Source organism: Vibrio sp. Vb2880 (genome assembly GCF_033337975.1).
GTDB classification, from domain to species: Bacteria; Pseudomonadota; Gammaproteobacteria; order Enterobacterales; family Vibrionaceae; genus Vibrio; species Vibrio alginolyticus.
Genome location: NZ_JAWORT010000002.1, coordinates 423,228 through 444,869, shown reverse-complemented (window position 1 = coordinate 444,869; position 21,642 = coordinate 423,228). Strand labels below are relative to the sequence as shown.

Annotated in this window: 25 protein-coding genes; 20 read left to right on the top strand and 5 right to left on the bottom strand. The window is 44.0% G+C overall.

Annotation, left to right across the window (positions count from 1 at the left end):
* Positions 1 to 348 precede the first annotated feature (348 nt).
* Together R7M92_RS03970 and R7M92_RS03965 are read left to right on the top strand one after the other, a co-directional pair.
* Positions 349 to 1,110, top strand: a complete 762-nt coding sequence (locus R7M92_RS03970) for a hypothetical protein (RefSeq protein ID WP_005374276.1) — start codon at positions 349 to 351, stop codon at positions 1,108 to 1,110.
* Between the two features lie 103 nt (positions 1,111 to 1,213).
* A complete protein-coding gene (locus R7M92_RS03965) occupies positions 1,214 to 2,245 on the top strand; it encodes a hypothetical protein (protein WP_025768076.1) in 1,032 nt (343 codons plus the stop codon).
* A gap of 163 nt (positions 2,246 to 2,408) precedes the next feature.
* On the opposite strand, the gene R7M92_RS03960 is transcribed toward R7M92_RS03965, so the two are convergent.
* Together R7M92_RS03960 and R7M92_RS03955 are read right to left on the bottom strand one after the other, a co-directional pair.
* A complete protein-coding gene (locus tag R7M92_RS03960; RefSeq protein ID WP_005374274.1) occupies positions 2,409 to 2,765 on the bottom strand; it encodes a YibL family ribosome-associated protein in 357 nt (118 codons plus the stop codon).
* Between the two features lie 85 nt (positions 2,766 to 2,850).
* The gene (locus R7M92_RS03955; RefSeq protein ID WP_054579202.1) at positions 2,851 to 3,846 is read right to left on the bottom strand and encodes a 2-hydroxyacid dehydrogenase; all 996 of its coding nucleotides are present in this window, start codon (positions 3,844 to 3,846) and stop codon (positions 2,851 to 2,853) included.
* Positions 3,847 to 4,087: 241 nt separating this feature from the next.
* Between R7M92_RS03955 and R7M92_RS03950 the strand changes: the two genes are divergently transcribed.
* Positions 4,088 to 4,570, top strand: coding sequence for a L,D-transpeptidase family protein (locus R7M92_RS03950; protein WP_017819702.1), 483 nt, complete (start codon positions 4,088 to 4,090; stop codon positions 4,568 to 4,570).
* A gap of 35 nt (positions 4,571 to 4,605) precedes the next feature.
* Here the strand turns inward: R7M92_RS03950 and R7M92_RS03945 are convergent, their stop codons facing one another.
* Positions 4,606 to 5,316: a glycerophosphodiester phosphodiesterase family protein gene (locus tag R7M92_RS03945; protein ID WP_017819703.1), complete on the bottom strand. Its 711-nt coding sequence runs from the start codon at positions 5,314 to 5,316 to the stop codon at positions 4,606 to 4,608.
* A gap of 230 nt (positions 5,317 to 5,546) precedes the next feature.
* Between R7M92_RS03945 and R7M92_RS03940 the strand changes: the two genes are divergently transcribed.
* The 9 genes from R7M92_RS03940 (at position 5,547) to R7M92_RS03900 (ending at position 14,840) form a co-directional block, all read left to right on the top strand.
* Positions 5,547 to 6,212 (top strand): response regulator transcription factor, encoded by a 666-nt coding sequence (locus R7M92_RS03940; RefSeq protein ID WP_017635544.1) that lies wholly within the window; start codon positions 5,547 to 5,549, stop codon positions 6,210 to 6,212.
* Positions 6,212 to 7,585, top strand: a complete 1,374-nt coding sequence (locus tag R7M92_RS03935; RefSeq protein WP_136976329.1) for a sensor histidine kinase — start codon at positions 6,212 to 6,214, stop codon at positions 7,583 to 7,585. The genes R7M92_RS03940 and R7M92_RS03935 overlap by 1 nt, the downstream gene beginning before the upstream one ends.
* A gap of 207 nt (positions 7,586 to 7,792) precedes the next feature.
* Positions 7,793 to 9,886, top strand: coding sequence for a TonB-dependent siderophore receptor (locus tag R7M92_RS03930; RefSeq protein ID WP_136976328.1), 2,094 nt, complete (start codon positions 7,793 to 7,795; stop codon positions 9,884 to 9,886).
* 74 nt (positions 9,887 to 9,960) lie between these two features.
* Positions 9,961 to 10,728, top strand: a complete 768-nt coding sequence (locus tag R7M92_RS03925) for a DUF3450 domain-containing protein (RefSeq protein ID WP_053304675.1) — start codon at positions 9,961 to 9,963, stop codon at positions 10,726 to 10,728.
* Positions 10,729 to 12,096 (top strand): MotA/TolQ/ExbB proton channel family protein, encoded by a 1,368-nt coding sequence (locus R7M92_RS03920; RefSeq protein ID WP_017635541.1) that lies wholly within the window; start codon positions 10,729 to 10,731, stop codon positions 12,094 to 12,096. It begins immediately after the preceding gene.
* On the top strand, positions 12,096 to 12,650 hold the full coding sequence (locus R7M92_RS03915; RefSeq protein ID WP_017635540.1) for a MotA/TolQ/ExbB proton channel family protein: 555 nt from the start codon (positions 12,096 to 12,098) through the stop codon (positions 12,648 to 12,650). Before R7M92_RS03920 ends, R7M92_RS03915 begins: the two co-directional genes overlap by 1 nt.
* Complete coding sequence (locus R7M92_RS03910) at positions 12,647 to 13,051, top strand: ExbD/TolR family protein (protein ID WP_005374257.1); 405 nt, start codon at positions 12,647 to 12,649, stop codon at positions 13,049 to 13,051. Before R7M92_RS03915 ends, R7M92_RS03910 begins: the two co-directional genes overlap by 4 nt.
* The gene (locus R7M92_RS03905; RefSeq protein ID WP_005374256.1) at positions 13,051 to 13,671 is read left to right on the top strand and encodes an energy transducer TonB; all 621 of its coding nucleotides are present in this window, start codon (positions 13,051 to 13,053) and stop codon (positions 13,669 to 13,671) included. Before R7M92_RS03910 ends, R7M92_RS03905 begins: the two co-directional genes overlap by 1 nt.
* The gene (locus tag R7M92_RS03900) at positions 13,668 to 14,840 is read left to right on the top strand and encodes a tetratricopeptide repeat protein (RefSeq protein WP_213903174.1); all 1,173 of its coding nucleotides are present in this window, start codon (positions 13,668 to 13,670) and stop codon (positions 14,838 to 14,840) included. Before R7M92_RS03905 ends, R7M92_RS03900 begins: the two co-directional genes overlap by 4 nt.
* Before the next feature lie 67 nt (positions 14,841 to 14,907).
* On the opposite strand, the gene R7M92_RS03895 is transcribed toward R7M92_RS03900, so the two are convergent.
* Both R7M92_RS03895 and R7M92_RS03890 read right to left on the bottom strand, forming a co-directional pair.
* Positions 14,908 to 15,396, bottom strand: coding sequence for a hypothetical protein (locus tag R7M92_RS03895; protein ID WP_064354474.1), 489 nt, complete (start codon positions 15,394 to 15,396; stop codon positions 14,908 to 14,910).
* Entirely contained in the window at positions 15,393 to 15,845 is a 453-nt protein-coding gene (locus R7M92_RS03890) for a hypothetical protein (RefSeq protein ID WP_033906230.1), read from the bottom strand. The genes R7M92_RS03895 and R7M92_RS03890 overlap by 4 nt, the downstream gene beginning before the upstream one ends.
* Before the next feature lie 281 nt (positions 15,846 to 16,126).
* Between R7M92_RS03890 and R7M92_RS03885 the strand changes: the two genes are divergently transcribed.
* Genes R7M92_RS03885 through R7M92_RS03850 form a run of 8 tightly spaced genes read left to right on the top strand, consistent with a single transcriptional unit; the run spans position 16,127 to position 21,626 of the window.
* Complete coding sequence (locus R7M92_RS03885; protein ID WP_021035904.1) at positions 16,127 to 16,756, top strand: PepSY-associated TM helix domain-containing protein; 630 nt, start codon at positions 16,127 to 16,129, stop codon at positions 16,754 to 16,756.
* Between the two features lie 21 nt (positions 16,757 to 16,777).
* On the top strand, positions 16,778 to 17,317 hold the full coding sequence (locus R7M92_RS03880; RefSeq protein WP_262665139.1) for a DUF2271 domain-containing protein: 540 nt from the start codon (positions 16,778 to 16,780) through the stop codon (positions 17,315 to 17,317).
* A 15-nt stretch (positions 17,318 to 17,332) separates the two neighbouring features.
* Positions 17,333 to 18,163, top strand: coding sequence for a DUF4198 domain-containing protein (locus R7M92_RS03875; RefSeq protein WP_005374252.1), 831 nt, complete (start codon positions 17,333 to 17,335; stop codon positions 18,161 to 18,163).
* Positions 18,164 to 18,205: 42 nt separating this feature from the next.
* Positions 18,206 to 18,526 carry a hypothetical protein gene (locus tag R7M92_RS03870; RefSeq protein WP_318132743.1) on the top strand — a complete coding sequence of 107 codons (321 nt, stop codon included), beginning with the start codon at positions 18,206 to 18,208 and terminating at the stop codon, positions 18,524 to 18,526.
* Positions 18,523 to 19,074 (top strand): DUF6162 family protein, encoded by a 552-nt coding sequence (locus tag R7M92_RS03865; RefSeq protein ID WP_206955127.1) that lies wholly within the window; start codon positions 18,523 to 18,525, stop codon positions 19,072 to 19,074. The genes R7M92_RS03870 and R7M92_RS03865 overlap by 4 nt, the downstream gene beginning before the upstream one ends.
* Before the next feature lie 22 nt (positions 19,075 to 19,096).
* A complete protein-coding gene (locus R7M92_RS03860; protein ID WP_171344285.1) occupies positions 19,097 to 20,023 on the top strand; it encodes a metal ABC transporter solute-binding protein, Zn/Mn family in 927 nt (308 codons plus the stop codon).
* Positions 20,023 to 20,751 (top strand): metal ABC transporter ATP-binding protein, encoded by a 729-nt coding sequence (locus R7M92_RS03855; RefSeq protein WP_318132741.1) that lies wholly within the window; start codon positions 20,023 to 20,025, stop codon positions 20,749 to 20,751. The genes R7M92_RS03860 and R7M92_RS03855 overlap by 1 nt, the downstream gene beginning before the upstream one ends.
* Positions 20,751 to 21,626, top strand: a complete 876-nt coding sequence (locus tag R7M92_RS03850) for a metal ABC transporter permease (protein ID WP_005393560.1) — start codon at positions 20,751 to 20,753, stop codon at positions 21,624 to 21,626. The genes R7M92_RS03855 and R7M92_RS03850 overlap by 1 nt, the downstream gene beginning before the upstream one ends.
* Positions 21,627 to 21,642: the final 16 nt, after the last annotated feature.

The window sequence follows — 21,642 nt, the reverse complement described above, 5'->3', positions numbered from 1 at the left end:
GAAAGCACCGGTCTTGAAAACCGGCATACGTTAATAGCGTATCTAGGGTTCAAATCCCTATCTCTCCGCCACTTTTAAAAAAACCGCTGTTCTTACAGCGGTTTTTTTGTATCTGCTGTTTTTTAACCGCTGTTATCGAAACTTCTAATTGATTTTTCTCTAGCTCTTTCTCCAAGTTTTTGCGTACCTACTTTGGGTTTAGTTTACGCAGTAATACCTTCAATCGAAGACATTTCCATACGTCTCATTTGGGCTTCAAATAGAGCTTTCTTAAGTCTCAACGTGGGATGCTTAAACGCATTTTGATAGAGTTCCAGTCTAAATACTGCGGATGCACTTGGAGAAAAAATGAAGCTACTTTACTGGTTAGATGAATGGCAAGCTCTTACTCAACAAGAACAAGAGATGGCTTTACCTATCTCTGGCTACGATTTACTTGATGATGTGTTTGTGAAGTATGAACTCGTCGATCTTAACAAGCCATTGTTGTTTACATTTTCTCCTTCCGGTACTGATGTGCAGGTACAAGATTTAACTCCGGATTTTTCTCCTTGGGGCTACGAGCTCGGAATACAACAACAAGTAAACATTATTGCCTTTCAACATTTAGGACAAAGTAATTGGTTCCGTAGTCGGAATTTGATTTTCTTTCTGGAGCAGCTATCTGAGTTGCTTCATCCCTTCAAATGTCGTTTGGGTTATGGGCAAAGTCGAGGTGGCTTTGCAATTGGCGCGTTCGCTAACTTGCTGAAACTAGAACATCTTTTGTTGTTTTATCCTGTTAGCACTAAAAATAAAGCGTTAGTGCCTTGGGATGATCGGCCGAGTACTGAGCTTGCTCAGCAGTTTGCTTGGGAAAGCGGCTACCATGATCGAGATTTGGGCAATGCCAAAGGTTATATTATTTATGACCCATCCAATCGCATTGATCGTCTTCATGCTGAACGTTATCCAGAGCTTACCCATTTAAAAGTCGTCGGTATGGGACACGGCACTCAATCCACACAATTAGATAAATTAGAATTTTTTAATCTGGTGGCGCAGGAGTTTGTTCGCCATCAAACCTTAGATATTGACCAATTTAATAAGCAAATTCACGCTTTGTTTTAAAAGAGGACTGATATCAGAGTCCCCTGTAACCAGGGGGAGATGATCACACACTAAAAACTAGATTTTTAACACAATTGCTAGGCGCAATTTAGATGGAGGATTAATGAAGTTACTGTACTGGTTGGATGAATGGCTGGCTCTTTCTCGTGAAGAACAGCAAACCAGGCTACCGATGTCCGGGGAGGACTTACTTGATGATGTATTTGTTAAGTATGAGTTTGTCGACCGCAATAAACCGTTGTTGTTCACCTTTTCCCCTGCTGGTACGAATCTACAAGTACAGGACTTACACTCAGACTTTGCGCCTTGGGGCTATCGCTTAGCCCAGAAACAAAAAGTAAATATTATTTCATTTCAGCATCTTGGGAAAAGTAACTGGTTTCGCAGCCGTAATTTGATTTTCTTTCTAGAGCAGCTATCAACTTTACTTGAGCCTTTTGAATGTCGTTTAGGTTATGGGCTTAGCCGCGGTGGTTTTGCTATTGGTGCCTTTTCCAATCTATTAAAGTTGGATCAAGTATTGATGTTTCACCCGGTCAGCACAAAAAACAGAGTTTTGGTGCCATGGGATGATAGGCCAAGTACTGAACTAGCCCAACAATTTGATTGGGAAGGAAAGTATCACGACCTTGACCTTGGCGATGCAAAAGGCTACATCATTTATGATCCAACTAATGAAATCGACCGCCTTCACGCCAAACGCTACCCAGAGCTCACTCACTTAAGAGTCTTCGGGATGGGACATGGTACCCACGCGACGTATTTGAATAAATTCGGTTTTTATAAGCAAGTGGCTGTAGACTTTATACGTTATCAGAAGATAGATATAGCGCAGTTTCGTCATCAGACTAAAACGCTGCGATTAAAAGAAGATTACTATCAGTGCCTTAACAAGGCGAATGCGAGTTCACAGCATCGTTTGAACTTACTGAGTACCGCTCATAATGTGTTAATTGAAGAAAAGAAAGAACATGTGAAGGAGCATCAAGCGCAAATCGATATTCAGCCACTTGTTGATATTGCGATGAAGCATGAGCATGACAATCCGCAAGATGCAGTACAACTTTTGGAAGTGGCTCAGCAGTTAGTTCCGAATGACCCCGTTGTGGAGCACAAGTTGCAGCAACTGTCGTAACGTTGAGATATAATGCGGACGATATTGGTCGAAATAGGTCAGTGGCTTTTGTCGCTGGCCTTTTTAATAGCTTATGGATTGATATTTCGATGAAATCTAATGAAGCAGTACAAAATAAAAAGCCCAAGCAAATGCTTGGGCTCCATAAATGTTAATGCGAGTTTTAAAACTCTTTTGGCGCAAAGCCTGTCATCACATCAAGGCGAAGTTCTTTACCAACTTTTGTTAATGGGTGAACGATTACTAAGCCGCGTACGCGTTTTTTCAGTTTGCCGATGTCCGCTTGTTCTGCTTTGGTGATTTCACGAGAGAAAGGCATATCAAGTAAGCTTTTACGTTCTTTGTTCAGCTCATAGTTTTGCTTGTGCTTTAACTGGTTAAGCTTTTTGGTAAGCTGTTCTACTTCATCCGTGAACTTTGTAATCATTTCGTGATCACCACGAGAACGTGCCGCATCAAGTTTACGTTGGCATGTATCTAAACGGTTGTGCAGCTTTTGAATATCAGTTTTTATGCTCATGGTAATTTGGCTCAAATTTTAAATAGTCGAGGAGTATAGCATAGCTGAGATCACACGCTCTACTATACTTCTCGATTGTCTGGCTTTAGTTAATCAGTTCATTGCCCGATACGTTACCAGAGAAAAAGGCTTCGACGTTATCAAGCGTCACAGAGGCAATGTTATTAAGTGCTTCGTGAGTCAAGAATGCTTGGTGGCCAGTAAACAGCACGTTATGACAAGCCGATAAACGGCGGAAAACATCATCGACAATGACATCGTTAGATTTATCTTGGAAGAATAAGTCTTTTTCATTGTCATACACGTCTAGGCCAAGCGCACCAATCTTACCTTGTTTCAACGCTTCTATCGCCGCTAGTGAATCTAGCAACTCGCCTCGACTGGTGTTAATGATCATTACACCATCTTTCATTTGCGCGAAGGCTTTTTCGTTCAATAAGTGATAGTTTTCTTCACTCATTGGACAATGGAGAGAGATAATATCCGCATTAGCGTAGATTTCTTCAAGCGAACAGTAACGGGCTCCCATTTCTAGCGCTAATGGGTTTTCGTAGGGGTCGTAGCAAAGCAGTTCCATGCCAAGCCCTTTGAAGATACGCATCGTCGCGATACCAATCTTACCCGTACCAATAACACCAACGGTTTTTCCGAAAAAGTTAAAGCCAACAAGACCCTCTAGCGAGAAGTTGGCGTCACGTGTGCGTTGGTAGGCCTTGTGAAGACGGCGGTTTAGGCACATCATTAAACCAACCGTGTGCTCTGCCACTGCTTCTGGTGAGTAAGCAGGAACTCGAACCACTTGTAAGCCTAGTTCTTTGGCTGCTTGTTGATCAACTTTATCATATCCCGCGCAGCGCATAGCAATAAGCTTGGTCCCGCCCAGAGAAAGCTGTTTAAGGACAGGAGCTGAAAGATCATCATTAACAAACGCACATACGACATCACTGCCGTGCGCCATCTTGGCTGTTTTTTCGGTTAGTCGGAAGTCGTGATAGTGAAATTCAAAATCGCGGTTATTTTTAATTTTATTAAAAGAGGCTTCGTCGTAGGATTTTGCACTAAAAAAAGCAATGTTAATCATGGTTCCCTCTCAAAAAGTGCGGACTTTATAAATAAATATGCTTATAAAGTAATGCAACTTAGCCGCAATGAATAGAGAAATCTTCTCTTTGACTTTTGTTGTATCAAATAACGATAAGAAGTACGCCTTTCAGCGAGTCTATCTTATGGTTCCGCATTAGATACTGTTTGCTTTACGAGCATTAACTGACTAGCATTATCGCTCTTTTCTTGTTCACTTTATTAGCTTAGGCGTTACGACAATGTCAGTAAAATGGTGCTCTATGTTCTTGTGTTGTGTGTTTGCTTCTGGCACTCACGCAGCTGTTGACCTCGTTAAAGTCGACAAGTCTAAGCGTCGAATGTATTTGATGGAACAAGGAGCAGTGCTAAAAGAATACCGAATTGCTTTAGGAGCGAACCCTCAAGGACATAAACAAGAAGAGGGAGACAATCGCACACCAGAGGGCGAATACACTCTAGATTATGTTATAGAGGACTCTGCTTTTTATCGTTCTGTGCATATCAGTTACCCTGATGCGATTGATACGTTGGAAGCGAAGCGCCGAGGTGTGTCCCCTGGAGGGAACATCAAAATTCATGGCTTAAAAAACGGTGAGAGTCAGTTGCCGATTTACATCCAAAGTTTTGATTGGACTAATGGGTGTATTGCGATTACCAACGAGGAGATGGACGAATTTATCCAGCTTGTCGAGATGGGGACACCAATTCAGATTGAGTGGTAACAAAAGGTCCCCTTTAATGTTCTGGCTCTTATAGGCTATGGCATAAAGCGCTGTGGATGATCACTAAAAATACCGTCTAACTGAGGCAGGTATTTCAGTTTATTTGGATTGTTCACCGTATAGCACATCACTTTGTAACCGGCTTGTTGGAGTTTGTTTATCTGGCGAGTACGAACCCAGTTAATATTTAGGTTGCAGCTATAGGCACTAACTTCTTCCAAAAGGCGTTTATCTTTTCTCGTAAAGAATTCACTTAACACACCCAATCGGTAGCCACTGCAGTATTTGTGCATCGCTCTAATGACGTCATGACTAAAGCTCGATAGGAGTACATTCTCTTGCGGCATTGGACTTTTTGTTAACGCATTGGCGAGAGTCTGCGCCACTTCTTCCGCTGGATGGTTGTCTACTTTAACTTCGATATTCAAGTTAAGCTTATTCTCAGTAGCTAAAGTGAGCAGTTCATCTAGTGTCACGATCTTCTCGCCTGAAAAGTCTGTGCTAAACCAACTACCGAAATCTAATGCTTTTAAGTCTTCCAGGGTGAGCTCATCAACACGCCCTTGTCCATTGCTGCATCGATTGACGGTATGATCATGGCAAACCACTAAAACATTATCTTTGGTAGGCTGTATATCCACTTCCACCCACTTCAACCCCAGGTCAATGGCTGCCTGAATGCTTATTTTTGTATTCTCAGGGTATGAACCTGCCACGCCACGGTGACCAATTAATAACGTTTCCATTCGCTTTATCTTTTGCTTTGCGGTTGCCTGATTGTACTCGTTTTTTCTATGAAGATATATCTAGGTGCATATTGTTAGGAACCTTTAGTACAAGTGAACATTAAACTCTAATAGTACGTTGCTGCTTCTTGGACAGAGTCCTGTGGACTTAAAGCCTTAGAGTGTGTAGTTGTTTAATTGGTAAATGAGTAATAAAATGCGAACCATTTTTATTTGAATGGTGAGTGGTAATGTCACGAGTTTTGATAGTCGATGATGACGTTCCTTTGTGTGAGCTGTTAGAAGCGGTTTTGCAAGAGGAGGGCTACATCGTATCTTCTGTGCATTGCGGTGAAAGTGCGCTGCAATATATGGAAAAAACGCCTGTAGATCTTGTATTGCTTGATGTCATGTTACCAAACCTTAACGGCATGCAAGTTGCTCGTAGGATCTGTCAGCGCTTCGCGACACCTATTCTAATGCTTACCGCTCTCAACGATGAAAACTCGATGCTTGATGGTTACCAAGCGGGGGCCGATCAGTATATCGGAAAGCCCTTTAATGTCGCTGAGCTTCTAATGCGCATCAAAGCGATTCTTCGTCGTGTTGGCTTGGAACGTCAACGTCAGACGATGTGTAGTACCGTTCAAACGATCAGTGACCAGCTTAATAGCTTACCCCTCACAAGTACGGAAGCTGAACTATTGAGCTACTTGGTAAAAAACCAAGGAGTCGTGATTTCAAAAGCAGAGCTTCAAACTGAAGTGTTAAAGAAAGAGCTGAGTCCTTTTGATCGCAACCTTGATATGCACATCAGTAACATACGTCGCAAGTTAGTTGAAGCGGGGCTTTCCAAGCAACATATCAAAACCTTCCGTGGCAAAGGTTACAGTTATTTAGAGGCTGTAAACTGTTAATGAAGCTCCGGTGTCCACCTTTTATTGCAAAACGTAAAGACAGCTTAGCGTTCAAGTTATTTAGTTGCATGACCGCAATTGTCATTAGCATTTTGGTCGTGCAATCCTTAGCGGAACAAGCTCTGGTGAAAGCCATGTTGAAAGTGCCCGATAGTGTGCGAGAAGAAATGCTAGACCTTGCACATCAAGCTAACGTATTGATTGAGCACGGAGACATGGACGAACTTGCTGACTGGGCAAATGCGCAAAACTTTTATTTATTTGTGTTGAATGAACATCAGCAACCAGTTACGCACCGTCTGATGCATCCGCACTTCGAGTTCAAACTTCAATTTAAGAGAAGCATTGATGATCAACTTGAGGGGAAAGTGAATCGCCCCATCATCAATATTCCTTTAGTTCATGGCAATACTTTAGTGATTCAATTGCCACATCGACTGCACCCTGCAAATGACTTCATTCTGTATTTCTCTATTCTCAAAGTCGTGATTGCAGTGGTTATTTTGGCGCTCTTTTCGCTGCTAATGGCACGTAACTTACAGCAACCATTGGATCGATTGAGAGAAGCAAGCAAAAAGCTATCTAATGGCGATTTTAATGTCAGTGTCGTGAAAGAGCTGAAGTCGAGCACGCGTGAGTTTAACGAGTTAGCGCAAGATTTCGATCACATGACGCAACAGATTCATTCTCTCGCTGAAAAGCAGCGACTGCTTATAAGAGATGTCTCTCACGAATTGAGAACGCCGTTAGCGAGGCAGAACTTGGTTCTGCATCTTTTGCGAAAGCGTGTTGGAGAAAGTGAGCAAAGCCTAGTGACAAGGCTAGAAGATGAAGCAAAAGAGCTAAACCATTTGATCAGCGATATATTGGAGTTCAGTCGCTTGGAAAATGCGCGCTTCGACAAAGCCACGAAACGCTGTGATTTAGAAGTTTTGCTCTCCCCGCAAGTAGAACGTTGCAAAATAGATTTGAAGTCAGAACAGACGTTGTCTTTCCGCTCAGAAGCTGTATGTGCTAAAGCCATTTGTGAAGAAACGCTGGTCATTCGTTGTTTGAACAATCTTATTGGTAATGCCATTAAATATTCAGGACAAGCATCTCAGATAGAAGTTTCTCTGGAAAATTATGTCAAAGAAGGGCAGCAGTTCACCATAATGTCAGTATCTGATGATGGGCCTGGTATTCCAGATAACAAGCTGGTCGATATTTTTGATCCGTTTACACGCTTAGATGCTTCTAGAGATAAAAAGCTTGGTGGCTACGGTTTAGGTCTTGCGATTGTCAAAGAATCCATGCGTATTATGGGTGGAGCAGTTACGGCGAAAAACCGTGAGCAAGGTGGTCTGAGGGTTACTTTAGTGTTCAAGCAATAAGTATGATTAAGTCGTAATTTTTGTGATTAATATCACATTATCATAGCGCATCATCAGAGAGTACTTTACAAAAGTTTGCAAATGCAAAGAATGTAAATTTAATGCAAATGGTAATACTTATCACTTATATTCACCCGCGAAATAATTAAGAGGGAATCGCATTCAACAAGTATGTGACCCGAAAAATAATAATCGGAGTGAAAGGATATGTTTACTAAGAGCCATTTGGCGTTAGTGATCGGTGCAGTGTTAGCAACACCTGCAGTGGCGGAAGTTCAAACAGACGAACATGTAGTTGTAGAAGGTCGAGAGTTCGGCTACAAGGCAGATACAAACAGTACAGCAATGCGCATGGAAATGACGCAGCTGGAAACGCCGGGACAAGTAGCGGTTATCGATGAAACGGTAATTGATGAGCAGCGTGCAAGTACACTTGGTGAAGTGCTACGTAACGATGCAAGTGTTAGCGCGGGTGGTACAAGCCGTAACCGCGAACGTTTCTCTCTACGTGGTTTTGAACTTAGCAGTTCAGACGGTTTTCTTCGTGATGGTCGTCAACACTGGTCACACTACCGTCAGCCAATTGAGCTTTTAGAGCGTGTTGAAGTGCTTAAAGGTCCATCAGGTCTGCTATACGGTAAATCTGAGCCAGGTGGCTTGGTAAACATGGTTTCGAAAAAACCAACAACTCAAACACAAGCAAGTTTGAGTCAAGATCTAGGTTCGAATGATCACTCACGCACTGTGCTTGATGTGAGTGGCGCGCTAAATGATGCAGAGACACTGCGAGCGCGCGCAATTTTTGCCAAAGAAAGCTACGGCTCTTGGCGCAGGTACGGTGATGGCACCGAGCCAGAAACGGATCGTACGGTTGCGGGCCTAGTGGTTGAGTACGATATCACAGACAACTTTATGGTATCGGCTCATTACGATCGCACGAAAGACGATGGTAGCGTGGACTCTGGCGCATACATTGTTGATGGCAAAGCGGTTCGCGGTGATAAGTACATTTGGGATGCGCAGTGGTCTGAAATTGATAACGAAGTAGAAAACTACGGTGTCGATATTAATGCGCAAGTCACGGATAACGTGAACGTAAAAGCAGGTTACAACCGCCAAGACTTTAAGCGTTTTGATGTAGAGTCTTACCCTAAGTTTGATCAGTATGAAGAGTTAAATACGATTAAGCATCGAGGCAACGATCGCTCCGATAATTGGGTATTTGATACTGCATATATAGATGTGACGACGGACTTTACTTTGTTCGGTACGGAAAACACGTTGTTAGTGGGCGCTAACTACTTAGATTACAGTTATGATCGCTTTATGGCATTTCATAATGAGGCGAGTATTGCGCCAGGAGAAACGGTGCCTAAGCCTAGCTATCGTAGTTCGAAGAAATCACCAACTGCTGAGTACGATACTTGGGGTATCTACGCGCAAAATATGATGACGATTAATGATTACTGGCAAGTGCTTGCAGGTGTTCGTTATGACGAAAAGCGTGATGATGAACTGACCGAAAACCAGGTTTCTCCAAAATTTGGTGTCATTTTCCACCCATCGACGAATGGCTCGGTTTACGTTCAGTATTCTGAAAGCTTCATGCCTCAAGGTGAAGTCAGCAACGGTAGTCGTACCTACATCAATGAAGGTGAGAAACTCGACGCTGAGCGTGGTATCTCTTATGAAATCGGTACGAAGTGGGAACTGTTTGATCAGCGTTTATTTGTATCTGGTGCTGTGTTTGATATCACGTTAGAGAACATCTCGCTGGATGTTGAAAGCGGCAAAGACGCGGGCGGCAATCTCCTACACAAGAAAACGCAAGGTGGTGAGCAAGTTCACAAAGGCGCTGAGTTAATGGCTCAAGGTTTTGTGACCCCAGAGTTGTCGCTAACCGCTTCTGCAATGTATTTGGATGCAGAGCTTAAGAAGGCAGAAAGATATGAAGGTAACCGCCCTGTAGACGTGCCAGAGTTCTCGGCAAGTCTATGGTCTAGCTACAAGGTTCAAGACAACACTAACTTAAACCTTGGTTTGATTTATGAAGGTGATCGCTACGGTGATGCAAAGAACACCTTCAAGAAAGATGGCTACGCTCGCGTTGATATGGGTGTGTCATACAAACATAAGTACGATGAAAACTTGGATATTATTGCTCGATTCAATGTCGAAAACTTGTTCGATACCGACTACTTCGCAGGTGGTGGTAGCACGAATGGCGAGCAAAAAGGTGCGAGTGGGGTTGTGGTTGGAGAAAGCCGCAACTACATGGCAACAATCCAGTTCAAGTACTGATAACAATTTGATTATTAAAGGGGAAGGGTAGTCTTCCCCTTTGGTCGTTTTTGGAACACAGAAATATAACTCGTATGAATCTAATGAAATCAAGTATCGCTCTGTTGATATCATCGGTTTTGATTCCCGCTCACGCGGCGAACTTAAACGATGCACAAGCTGTGCAGAGTAAAACAAACCAGTCGTCGGCGGTAAGCCAAAAACGTATTGATGCAAGCGCAGAAAAATCACTTACTCTAGAAGCTGAAATTGAGCAGCTGCAAGAGGAAGTCGGTAACTTGAAGATTTATCGCGATCATCTTGCAAGCCTTGTTGAAAGTCAAAATCAAGAAGTTGATAGCTTGAACGAGCAAATTGAGCAGATTGCTCAAACTCGTCAAGGTGTCGTGCCTTTGATGTATCACATGCTTGAGGGCTTAAAAGTGCTCGTCGCTAACGACAAGCCTATACGCAAAACGCAACGTGAGGAGCGAATTGCAAAGCTGGATTCCATGATGACGCGTGCAGACGTTGCGGATGCAGAGAAGTTTCGTCGTATTTTAGAAGCGTACCAAATTGAAATGGATTACGGCACCAAGCTTGGCGTTTACCAAGGCAAGATTAACCTAGGTGACAATGAAGCTGTGGAGGCGGACATTCTCTATTTAGGGCGTTTGTCTTTGGTAGCGCGTAGCTTATCTGGTGACACATTTTGGAGCTGGTCACAGCAACAACAAGCATGGCAACAAGTGGGTTCTGAGCAAAAATCAGAGCTAGACAAAGCGTTCGCTATGGCGAATAAACAGATCGCGCCGAGCATGTTAACTCTACCAGTGTCGTTAACCGCTGCGGAGGGCAAATAAATGATGAAAAAATGGTTATCGGTTGCATTAATCTCGACAGCCGCATTAATGCCTCATACAACTCTTGCTAGTGATGCGTTGTTACAAAAGGCGCAGCAAGAAAATCGTCAACAGCAATCGCACAATGTCGCGCGTGAATCAGGTTTTAAGCAAACAGAGCAAGAGCTACAGGCTATAAAGAATAAATTGGTGGCAGAGCGGGCTGCTCTTCAAGCAGAAGCGGACTCATTAAGTGTTACCTTCGGTGAAAATGAAGCAGAACTGGCACAGCTAGAAGAAAAGTTGCGTCTAGAAACCGGGAGCCTAGGTGAGTTATTTGGCGTCGTTCGCCAGAACGCAAAAGAGCTAGAGTCTGAGCTAAAAAGCTCAGTAACCGGTGTAGATGCAAACTCATATCAGAAAGATATCGATGCTATTGTTGCGGCTAAATCACTGCCAACGTTGACCCAACTTCAGGCGATGTGGCGCAGCATGGAAGAACAAATCAAAGCAAGCGGTGAAATGGCAAACGTCTCTTTCACACTGCTAAATGGCGAAGGTCGTGAACAAACGGTTAATGGTGTTCGTCTTGGTTCTATGGCGCTGCTGGATGAGACTGGCTACGTTAAGTGGAATGGTCAACGCGGAGACGCGGTAAACTATCTTCGTCAGCCTGAGAACGGTCCAACAGCGAATACTATTTCCTCTGGTGACATTGATGCACTTGTCATTGATCCGTCACGTGGCATTCTTCTTGAACAGCTTGCAAACTCACCGACTTTGGCTGATCGCCTAAATGCGGGTGGCGTTGTCGGCAAAATCATCCTTGGCTTATTGGCTATCGGCCTATTGATTGCGCTCGTACGTGGTGCATCACTGATGATTTCGCGTCAGAAAATCATGAAGCAACTGAAAACCCCAGCGCAGCCAGGAAACAACCCTTTGGGTCGCGTGCTTGCGGTATACCAGAAAGACAAGCATCGCAGCGTAGAAGCGTTAGAACTACGTCTTTTGGAAGCTGTTGTTGATGAGCAAACCCACCTAGAAAAAGGGTTGTCGATGCTTAAGCTTCTTGCTGCTCTAGCTCCTATGCTTGGCCTACTAGGCACGGTAACGGGTATGATCGAAACCTTCCAAGTCATCACTCAATTTGGTAATGGTGATCCGAAAGTAATGGCGGGTGGTATTTCAATGGCACTTGTGACTACCGTACTTGGCCTTGTTTCAGCCATGCCTTTGCTATTAGCGCATAACGTATTGAGCTCTCAAGCAGAAAATATTCGCAGTATCTTAGAAAAACAAGGCATCGGTTTAGTTGCAGAACAAGCTGAGCGTGATATGCCGAGTAACAAAAGTCACTCTAACACCTTAGCGGAGAACGCAGCGTAATGGAGCAGATCCTACTCAGCACATTGGGTTTGATCAGTGAGGATTGGGCCACAACCTTGATGAGCTTTATGCAGCAAGGTGGTCAAATCCTATGGTGGCTGGCCGCCGTCGTGGCGGTGTGCTGGCTGTTGGTTATGGAGCGAGTTATTTATCTCACAACGGTTTTCCCTGGGGTAAAAAAACAGCTTTGTGAGCAGTGGCAAGCAAGATCAGAGCACCACTCTTGGTACGCGCATCAAATCCGTGAAGGATGGATTGCAAAAGCGCAAATCGAACTACGCCAAAACCTATCGACTATTAAGCTACTTGTGGCGGTTTGCCCAATGCTAGGGTTGTTAGGGACGGTGACAGGCATGATTACGGTGTTTGACGTAATGGCATCGCAAGGCAGCAGCAATCCGAAATTGATGGCTTCTGGTATCTCACTTGCTACGCTGCCAACCATGGCAGGTATGGTAGCAGCGCTTGCGGGCATGTTTATTCATGCTCGCCTTAGCAAAGTGTGTGAACGAAAAGCTATCCAGTTAGAACAATCTTTAAGGAGTCAAAAGTGAGACTCGGACGCAGACCTAACCAACAAGATGAAGCTCAAGTCGATTTAACCTCGATGCTTGATATCGTCTTCATCATGTTGATCTTCTTCATTGTGACCAGTTCGTTTGTACGTGAATCCGGTGTAGAAGTGAATCGCCCTCAGGCTTCTAATGTAGTAAGCCAAAAAGATGCGGGCATTTTTATCGCAGTAACGGCAGCGAATGATGTGTACATTGACAAACGAGTGGTTGATATTGAGCGTGTTGAGGCCTCTATTGAGCACCTGTTACTTGATCAACCTGATGCCTCGTTAGTTATCCAAGCTGACGAGCATGCTTACAATGGCACTGTCGTGAAAGTGATGGACGCTGCAAAGGCGGCGGGTGTGAAGAACATTGCATTGGCGGCGGAGAAACCTTAATGGGCAGGCTGTTACTTGCACTACCAGCATCACTGTTAATTTCTGTGAGCTTGTTTAGCTTTATGGCGTGGATGGTTGATAAAGGCAACCAGCGTGCACCAGAAGCTTCAGAAGCCGTTCGTTTTGATATGGTGATGGTAGAGAATGAAGCAGACGTGCAGCGTCGTCAACGTTCAGTGCCGGAGCAACCAGAACCACCTCAAGCGCCGGAGCCAATGGATCTATCTCAAGCTGATACTCAAATGGAACCAATGAGTCAGATGACGCCAGTCAGTGCTTTAGGTTTAAACACTGCCCTTGAAGGCATTGCGATTAGCGCCCCAAACTTGAAGGGAACAATGGGCAACCAGCAAGCACTGCCGTTGTATCGTGTTGATCCTCGCTATCCAAGTAAGGCGCTGAAACGTAGAGTGGAAGGTTATGTCATTATGCGTTTCACGATCGATGCAACTGGACGACCAAAAGATATTGAAGTGATCGAGGCTGAGCCCGAGCGCATGTTTGAAAGGGAAGCAATCCGTGCGCTTAAAAAATGGAAGTATCAGCCAAAAGTTGAGGATGGTGTGTCAATTGAGCAGTTCGGACAAACCGCTAAAGTGGAGTTCAAGTTAGCCAAATGATGAAAAAATTCTTAATCGGTACGGTATTAAGCCTGAGTGCACTCTCAACCATTGCCAGTGAGTTAAGCCAATACACCGCAGCGAGAGTTCAACGAGCACACAACTTGGCTCAAGAGGAGAAACTAAAAGAAGCGATTTCATCTCTTGAAGCTATGGAGCTTTCTCGTGGATATGACCAAGCTTATGTTGCTCGAATGTTGGGTATTTTTTACTGGCAGAACGAGCAAACTCAAGCGGCGATTAAGCAACTTGAGTTGGCAGTCAATAGTGGTTTGCTACAAGATGAGCAAGCATGGCAAACCCGAAAAATGTTGGCTGATATACTGCTGAACGAGCAACGTTTTTCTAAGGCGTTACCTCATTACTATGCCTTGAGCCAAAACATTCCTAAAGGTCAACAAGCGCATGAGCTATGGCTACGTATTTCCCAATCTCATTATCAACTGAGTCAGTGGCAAAAAGTGCTTTCAGCAATGGCTCGTTATGAGAAATTTGGTCAGCCAGACAAGCTTGGCGCATTGTCGATAAAGCTTTCTGCTGAGCTAGAACTGAAAAAGTGGAAGCCGGCAATCTCGACCATCAAACGCTTAATCGTGATTGAACCTGAGCGAATTGAATGGTGGCGTCAGCTTGTTGCTCTATACCTACGGGTTGATGACAACAAACGTGCCCTAGACTCTTTGGCGTTGGCAAAACTGAAAGGGTTACAACTTAGCCAAGATGACTTAAAGCTGCTGGCACAATTGTACGCGAAACGAGGTATTCCTGAGAGAGCTGCGTTGGTGATGAACGAGCTAGAGGATGTAAACTCGAATAGTAAGCTAAAAGCTCAGCAAGCAACGTATTGGCAAATGGCAAAAGAGTGGGAAGAGTCTATTGATAGCTGGCGTATTGCAGCTCAGCTAGATAGGCAGTATTACTGGAACTATTCTCAACTGTTGGTGCAAGAAGGCCATTATAAAGATGCCATTGCCGCGCTCGATAATGTCAGAGGTCGTAAAGCGGATGTTGCACTTATCAAAACTCGCGCTTACTACAAACTTAAGCGGTTTGACGATGCGCTCGCTAATGCCAAAAGAGCGAATGAGATTAAGCCATCGAATCAGGCAAAAAGTTGGGTTAAGTATCTATCTCAGCTACGCAAAGTAGAATCGACGCAGAACTCATAGCGAACATTTTTATTAAATACCCGAGCTCAGTCTCGGGTATTTTTTTGTCTAAAGTCATAAAGGCTATTTACTGCATGAGTTTTTCATAAAAGGCTAACGCATCAAATGGTCGGGAGAAAAAGGGGCTTTTCTCTATATATTCTTGATGTACTTTGCTCAGTGTTTCAAACTTTTCTATAGATGTAGGTTCGATATGAAAAGTAAGGCTTTCAGTCGATTCTACAAGCTTTAATGTTGAGGTTCTTGAAGCGTTATTTTTTGCTATTAATAAGTAATATGCTAGTTCTTGTTTCTCTTTTAAGACACAAGCTTCAAAAGCTTTTTCGCTTAAAAAAGGCAGAACAGGAGTTAATGCTTCTATATGGTTCTTTGAATACTCTAGGGTTTTTTTGTCAGGCGTATTCTGTTTTGCCATAGACTCACACTGTTTTATCTTAGCACCATAATTATCAATAGATTGGCTTACATTTTTAAATAAACTGTCTTCAAATTTTGCATTTGCTAAAGCGACACTTGAGAAAAATGATAAGAGTATTATTACAGCGTTCTTGTTCATATTTTACATCCATCTGAGATCGCTTTCCAAAATCTATATTGCTTGCTATCGTGTACATGATCAAGTGCTTGGAAAGTGGCGATTTTTTCGATTTCTCTCAGCTTGATCTGATCTAAGGCACTATATGATTTGAAGTAATACTCCCAATTAGCTTGTGATATACTCCAAGCAGTTTGGCTTGCATCAGAAGAAATTCCTCTTCCTAATCCAATGCTAACATTTTTAGCGGTTTCCCATCCTGGTTTGGCGGGAATAGCAGTAATTGCTTTAGATAGGCCACTACTCGCTGTCCCCTTCAGGGAGTTTCCTCCAAAAATACTCCAAAGGTTACCCAAGCTAATAAATACTTTGGCCGATCTCTCTAATTCATGTAATTCATTTATTCTATCGATAGCTTTCAAACTCTTTTCATCAAATACAATACCGATGATCGCAGGACATTTATTCATGTTTTACACCGAAAGTAATTAGGTTAAAAAGAACATAGTAACCTACGTTTATATGAGATCTATGTCATTTTTGCGAATTGAGGAAGTGGTTTAACTTTTAGTTATTTTAATTGAGATGATTATTATCTAAAAGGTAGGCAACCTGTAACTCGCATTGGCCCAAATAGCTAAAACATGCGCAAGCCAAGCTGAATTGAAAAAGTAAACAATGTAAATTAAATGCCAATACGAATGATTATCACCTAAATTATGCCCCACATTTATTGGTGATGATTGTTTCTATGTTGCTTAAAAGCAAAGGTGTTCAAACTTGGGCTCGCCGCCTACATATCTATATTTCGATGGCTCTTCTCTTAGTTACGCTGTTTTTTGCAGTAACTGGTATTACCCTCAATCGCCCCGAATTGTTTGAACGCAGTGAACCTATCATTCAACAACATACTCTGACGGTTCCGCACTCAGTTCTATTCTCACATTCAGATACCTTTCAACCTAATCGTGAAGAACTGGTGGCTTTCTTGACTAAAGAAACCGAGCTTCGCGGCACTCCCTCCGCACTAGATGTGTATACCGAAGTTGAGCAAGGTGAGTTGTTACTCGGAGAGCTGTCTATGGATTTTAAAGGCCCAGGTTATAACGCTACGGTCTTTATTGATATGACTACTGGTGCGGCAGATGTTGAAACGACGCACTACGGTATTGTTGCGCTGCTGAACGATCTACATAAAGGGCGCAACAGTGGTGGGATTTGGAAGTGGTTTATCGACGTCACTGCGCTTTTGATGGTGTTTTTTGTTCTTACAGGCGTGTGCTTGTTACTGCCTAAGAAGAAGACGCTCAGAACGTCTATGCAATGGATGAGCTTTGGTACGTTACTGTCGCTCGTAATTTATTTTGTTGCTGTTCCATAACAGCTTTTTTAGAGAACACTTATGTTGAACACAGGAAGATTTTTCCGCCGTAATCACTTTTGTAAAGCCGCTTTGATCGCGGCTTTTGCTCCTTTCTCTCTTTCCGCGGCGCCTCTACCAGATAACGCGAAGGTCGACTTCGAACTCGAACTTCCAAAGATAGATACCTCAATGTATGCACGCCCTTATGTGGCGGTTTGGGTTGAAAACGATCAGCGTAAACCGGTTAAAACCATTCAGTTATGGGTAGGGAAAGACGAATGGTTAAAAGATCTACGCAGCTGGTGGAGAAAAGCGGGTCGTTATGATCGTGAACTTGTTGATGCGGTGACTTCTGCAACACGTCCTGCTGGTCAATACCGCTTTGTCTGGGATGGAACCAATGACTCAGGGGAGCGTTTGGAACAAGGAAATTACACGTTGTACGTCGAAGTCGTTCGTGAACACGGTGGGCGAAACTACTTACGTCAAAAAATAACGCTAGCGGACAGTGACGTGCGCTATGAGCTTAAACCAACACAAGAGACGGGTGTCATCACCGTCAATTATCAAGTTAAGTGATTAAAGGACACAACAATGAAAACCAAAATGAAAGCAGTGGCATTGGCGAGTGTAATGGCAATGGGATTGGCTGTAACCACCACCGCACAAGCACATCCACGTTGGGTTCTGCCCTCTCACTTTACGGTTTCTAAAGAAGGCGGTGACTGGCTGACATTTGATGTTACTGCCTCTCACGGAACGTTTGTTTTTGATAAGCCTGCGGGTAGTGACCAGGCATTTGTGGTGATGCCGGATGGCCGCTCTGAGCGTCCTAACTTTGTTGTTCGTGGCAAGCGTCGCTCTATGTTTGATTTCTTTTTTACAGAAGAAGGCACGCACAAAGTCGCGATTAATAATCAGCCGAGCTACTACACACAATACAAAGCGGGCCGTCGTGATACGGTGAAATGGGCGCGAGCAAACAAAGCTGAGCGTGGTGACGTGCTTCCTGAGCAAGCGCGTGATGTGGTTACTCAACTAAGTTACACCCGAGCAGAAAGCTACATTACGGTTGGTATGCCAACGGACAAAGCGTTGGAGATTGAAGGCAAAATGCTGGAGATGAAACCGATCACGCATCCATCGGACATCATTGAAGGTGAGCCTGTGACTTTCCAGTTTTTCTTTAACGGAGAGCCACAAGAGGGCGTTACTGCTGAGATTACACGTGAAGGGACCATGTACCGAAACCATCAAGAACAAATCGATGTGGTGAGCGATAAAGATGGCAAAGTGATTTTCACGCCAGAAGTCGCCGGGCGCTACTTAATGAAAGCGAACTACAAAGGTGAATTGAAAGATAATCCATTGGCGGATAAAGCGAGTGCCAATGTTCATCTTACGTTTGAAACTCAACTTAACTAATCGAATTAGGCCCAGCAATTTCTGGGCCATTTTGGAATTATCATGATTAACACTTCTCTTCTAAAAGCGGTTTTGCTTTTTTCTGGATTTGCGTCCTTTCACGCTGCTGCACATTTTCCTCTGATGAGCTGTCACTTGGCGCAAGATAAAGTGATTTGTGAAGCGGGCTACTCGGATGGATCGACAGCGGTCGACTACGATGTCGAAATGTACGATTACGACGACAATCTGATCGCCAAAGAAAAAACAGATAAGCGTTCCATCGCAGAATTTACTCACCCTGAAACAGATTTCTATTTGGTATTTGATGCCGGACATGAAAGCCCGGTGGAAGTGGATATCGTTGAGCTGAAAGAGAAATGAGCGTTCAGAAAGTTCGCCCTGATGATGGTAACCGAGAAGGAAAGTGGGTCGCACTGACAATCGCAGCGATTCTCAGTTCAGCAGCCATACTTATGCCCTACCATCAGGTCGCGACTGAAAAGCCAGACATGCAGTCTCATCAAGTGTTAATCACGGATTTACATCAAAATGAGTTGGGGTTGATCGCTGAACTTAAGCTCGCTCATGAAGAGATTCGTGATTTGCAGTTAGATACCGGAACTTGGCCTGAGATCTCTGATATGGAGGCGCTTTGGATTGCTCCATTCGTGAAAGACCAAAATTGGAAGCGTAAAGGTTCTCATCAGTGGCAACGAATTGATGACGGTGTCTACATTGGCGTGAAGACCAGTGCCCAAGGCTCTGCTTCCATGCTGTTGGATAGCCGCAGTTCTCAAGCTGATATTTGGTTTAATGATTCTAGCCGTTCGTTAAATGTGGAGGGACTAAGCGAGCTAGCAAAACGCCACGATTTCGGTTGGAAACAAATCGTTGTGTCAGACTCTTCCTCTCACTCTCACGCCCATTAAGACAACATAATTGATAAGTACTATGATCAAACGCTCTCTTTTACGTCGTATTCTTACAGCCACCGCGTTATTGGCGGTGTCTTCTACAGGCTTTGCTGCCGAAAAACTCAGTATTGGTATTACGCTACAACCTTATTACAGCTATGTTAAAGCCGTTGTGGGTGAGAAGGCGGACATCATTCCTTTGGTTGATGCTGGTTTTAATCCTCACAACTATTTACCACAACCTAATGATCTTAAACGCTTAAATGAAATGGACGTAATAGTGATCAATGGTATTGGTCATGACGATTTTGCACTGAAAGTGATCAAGGCTTCTCAGCGTGATGATCTCGTGGTTATCGAAGCGAACAAAGAAGTGCCTTTATTGCCCGCTATGGGGCAGTCTGTTGGTCAAGGAGCAGTGAACCCTCACACCTTTGTCGGTCTATCAACAACCATTCAAAAGGTTTACACCATCGCGAGTGAGCTAAGCCAATTGGACCCAGACAATGCTGCGTTCTATCGCCAAAATGCCCGTAAATACGCGAAAACATTTCGCCTGATGAAGCGTGATGCAATGTTGTCTCTTGGTGAGTTGGACACGGCTGGTATGAAGGTGGCGACAACCCACAATGCTTACGGATATATCCTTCAGGAGTTTGGTGTTGACGTTGCCGCTGTCATTGAGCCTGCTCATGGTGTAGAACCAAGTGCAAGTCAGCTACAGGAAACGATAGAGAAAATTCGTGAATCGGGCATTGATGTTCTGTTTTATGAGCTCAATATGCCGAATCGCTTTGTTGATACCATCGAAGAGGCGACTGGGGTGCAGCTTTATCGCTTTTCTCACATGACTCACGGTGAGTATGAGGCCGATAAAGTTGAGGTTGAGATGCGAGATAATGTGGAAACACTAATCGAAGCCATGAAATTTGTGGCGAGTAAGCGAGCAGGGGAAAAGGCGTAATGACTGGACCTTCCGTTTCCTTAAGTAACGTGGGCCTAAAATACGCCGACAATATCATTTTGCAGAACATCAGCGCCGAATTCGAGAACGCGAAATGTCACGTGATTATGGGACCGAACGGCGGTGGTAAAACCTCTTTGCTTCGTTCGGTACTTGGACTCACGCCATTTTCGGGAAACATAGCGCTCAATTGGCCAGAACCATCAGCTGCATCGGGGAAGATAGGGTATGTGCCACAAAAAGCGATGTTTGAAGCAAGCCTCCCGTTAACCGTGATGGATTTTGTACTGCTTAACCAAACTCGTATCCCTCTATTTTGGCGACGTAAAACGAAACAAACTCAACATGCCCTGGCCCAGCTGGATCGCGTGGGTATGGCAACGCGTAGCGACCGTCGTATGGGGCAACTCTCTGGCGGTGAGCAACAGCGTGTTTTGTTTGCGCAAGCTTTACTGGATGAGCCCAATTTATTGGTTTTAGACGAACCTACAACTGGCATGGATGAGCAAGGTGTTCGATATCTTGAAGGTTTGATTCATGAAGTCGTTGGAGAAGGCAAAACGGTACTGGCAGTACACCATGACGTGACCGCAGTGCGCCGTTTAGATGCGCATGTCCATGTTGTAAATCGTCAAATTGTGGCGTCAGGGCACCATTCAGATGTGCTAAGTCCTGATCGTATAGAAACATTATTCAAGCACTACACAGCAAAAGTGGAGGCTGCATAATGGATTGGTTGCGAGAGTTAGCGGTTAGCGGCGTTGAAGCTGGATGGTTAAGCGATAGCTTTTCTTATGCTTTCATGGTGAACGCAATTGTGGCAGCGCTGATATTAGGACCATTACTTGGTGGTCTTGGTACATTAGTCATCGCCAAGCGACTGGCTTTTTTCTCTGAAGCGGTTGGGCACGCTGCGCTTACCGGAATCGCGATTGGTGTGTTGCTCGGTGAGCCGCCAGAGAATCCGATCATCGGATTGTTTAGCTTTTGTATGATTTTTGCGCTGTTGCTTCACTTTGTTCGTAATCGTACGAATGTACCTTATGACACACTGGTTGGGGTTTTTCTTGCACTAGCGTTAGCGGTTGGTGCTGCGCTGTTAATGTACGTTGCTCGCAAGATCAACATTCACATGTTGGAGAACGTGTTGTTTGGCTCGATCTTGACTGTGACGGACAACGATATCCTTATTTTAGCGATCAGTTGTTTGATCATATTACTGCTTCTTATTCCAACGTTTAACCGCATTTTGCTGACTTGTATTAGCCCTGATATTGCACGTGTACGCGGCTTTAATACCAGCTTTTATGATTACTTATTTGTCATGATGATCACCTTGGTCACCATTGCCGCTGTAAAGATTATTGGCGCGGTATTGGTTGGTGCATTGCTACTGATTCCTGGTGCAACGGCTAGGTTATTGACTAAACGCATGGGCAGTTTTGTTCTCCTTTCTTCTTTATTGGCAACCATTGCGTGTTTAGTAGGAACCATACTGCCGATGGAGCTTGAGCTACCAGTGCCATCAGGCGCATCCATCATCATTGTTTCTGCGGCATTTTTCCTAACAGCAACGGTTTACCGAATTATCCAAAAAGCGTAACCCTTTTTATAAAGTA

What these genes read in the sequence shown, in the direction of transcription:
- R7M92_RS03950 (WP_017819702.1), top strand. Translation starts at nt 4,088, where the DNA reads ATGTCAGTAAAATGGTGCTCTATGTTCTTGTGTTGTGTGTTTGCTTCT.
- R7M92_RS03905 (WP_005374256.1), top strand. Translation starts at nt 13,051, where the DNA reads ATGGGCAGGCTGTTACTTGCACTACCAGCATCACTGTTAATTTCTGTG.
- R7M92_RS03860 (WP_171344285.1), top strand. Translation starts at nt 19,097, where the DNA reads ATGATCAAACGCTCTCTTTTACGTCGTATTCTTACAGCCACCGCGTTA.
- R7M92_RS03965 (WP_025768076.1), top strand. Translation starts at nt 1,214, where the DNA reads ATGAAGTTACTGTACTGGTTGGATGAATGGCTGGCTCTTTCTCGTGAA.
- R7M92_RS03920 (WP_017635541.1), top strand. Translation starts at nt 10,729, where the DNA reads ATGATGAAAAAATGGTTATCGGTTGCATTAATCTCGACAGCCGCATTA.
- R7M92_RS03940 (WP_017635544.1), top strand. Translation starts at nt 5,547, where the DNA reads ATGTCACGAGTTTTGATAGTCGATGATGACGTTCCTTTGTGTGAGCTG.
- R7M92_RS03925 (WP_053304675.1), top strand. Translation starts at nt 9,961, where the DNA reads ATGAATCTAATGAAATCAAGTATCGCTCTGTTGATATCATCGGTTTTG.
- R7M92_RS03945 (WP_017819703.1), bottom strand. Translation starts at nt 5,316, where the DNA reads ATGGAAACGTTATTAATTGGTCACCGTGGCGTGGCAGGTTCATACCCT.
- R7M92_RS03890 (WP_033906230.1), bottom strand. Translation starts at nt 15,845, where the DNA reads ATGAATAAATGTCCTGCGATCATCGGTATTGTATTTGATGAAAAGAGT.
- R7M92_RS03850 (WP_005393560.1), top strand. Translation starts at nt 20,751, where the DNA reads ATGGATTGGTTGCGAGAGTTAGCGGTTAGCGGCGTTGAAGCTGGATGG.
- R7M92_RS03970 (WP_005374276.1), top strand. Translation starts at nt 349, where the DNA reads ATGAAGCTACTTTACTGGTTAGATGAATGGCAAGCTCTTACTCAACAA.
- R7M92_RS03935 (WP_136976329.1), top strand. Translation starts at nt 6,212, where the DNA reads ATGAAGCTCCGGTGTCCACCTTTTATTGCAAAACGTAAAGACAGCTTA.
- R7M92_RS03960 (WP_005374274.1), bottom strand. Translation starts at nt 2,765, where the DNA reads ATGAGCATAAAAACTGATATTCAAAAGCTGCACAACCGTTTAGATACA.
- R7M92_RS03955 (WP_054579202.1), bottom strand. Translation starts at nt 3,846, where the DNA reads ATGATTAACATTGCTTTTTTTAGTGCAAAATCCTACGACGAAGCCTCT.
- R7M92_RS03895 (WP_064354474.1), bottom strand. Translation starts at nt 15,396, where the DNA reads ATGAACAAGAACGCTGTAATAATACTCTTATCATTTTTCTCAAGTGTC.
- R7M92_RS03885 (WP_021035904.1), top strand. Translation starts at nt 16,127, where the DNA reads ATGTTGCTTAAAAGCAAAGGTGTTCAAACTTGGGCTCGCCGCCTACAT.
- R7M92_RS03865 (WP_206955127.1), top strand. Translation starts at nt 18,523, where the DNA reads ATGAGCGTTCAGAAAGTTCGCCCTGATGATGGTAACCGAGAAGGAAAG.
- R7M92_RS03875 (WP_005374252.1), top strand. Translation starts at nt 17,333, where the DNA reads ATGAAAACCAAAATGAAAGCAGTGGCATTGGCGAGTGTAATGGCAATG.
- R7M92_RS03915 (WP_017635540.1), top strand. Translation starts at nt 12,096, where the DNA reads ATGGAGCAGATCCTACTCAGCACATTGGGTTTGATCAGTGAGGATTGG.
- R7M92_RS03880 (WP_262665139.1), top strand. Translation starts at nt 16,778, where the DNA reads ATGTTGAACACAGGAAGATTTTTCCGCCGTAATCACTTTTGTAAAGCC.
- R7M92_RS03930 (WP_136976328.1), top strand. Translation starts at nt 7,793, where the DNA reads ATGTTTACTAAGAGCCATTTGGCGTTAGTGATCGGTGCAGTGTTAGCA.
- R7M92_RS03855 (WP_318132741.1), top strand. Translation starts at nt 20,023, where the DNA reads ATGACTGGACCTTCCGTTTCCTTAAGTAACGTGGGCCTAAAATACGCC.
- R7M92_RS03900 (WP_213903174.1), top strand. Translation starts at nt 13,668, where the DNA reads ATGATGAAAAAATTCTTAATCGGTACGGTATTAAGCCTGAGTGCACTC.
- R7M92_RS03870 (WP_318132743.1), top strand. Translation starts at nt 18,206, where the DNA reads ATGATTAACACTTCTCTTCTAAAAGCGGTTTTGCTTTTTTCTGGATTT.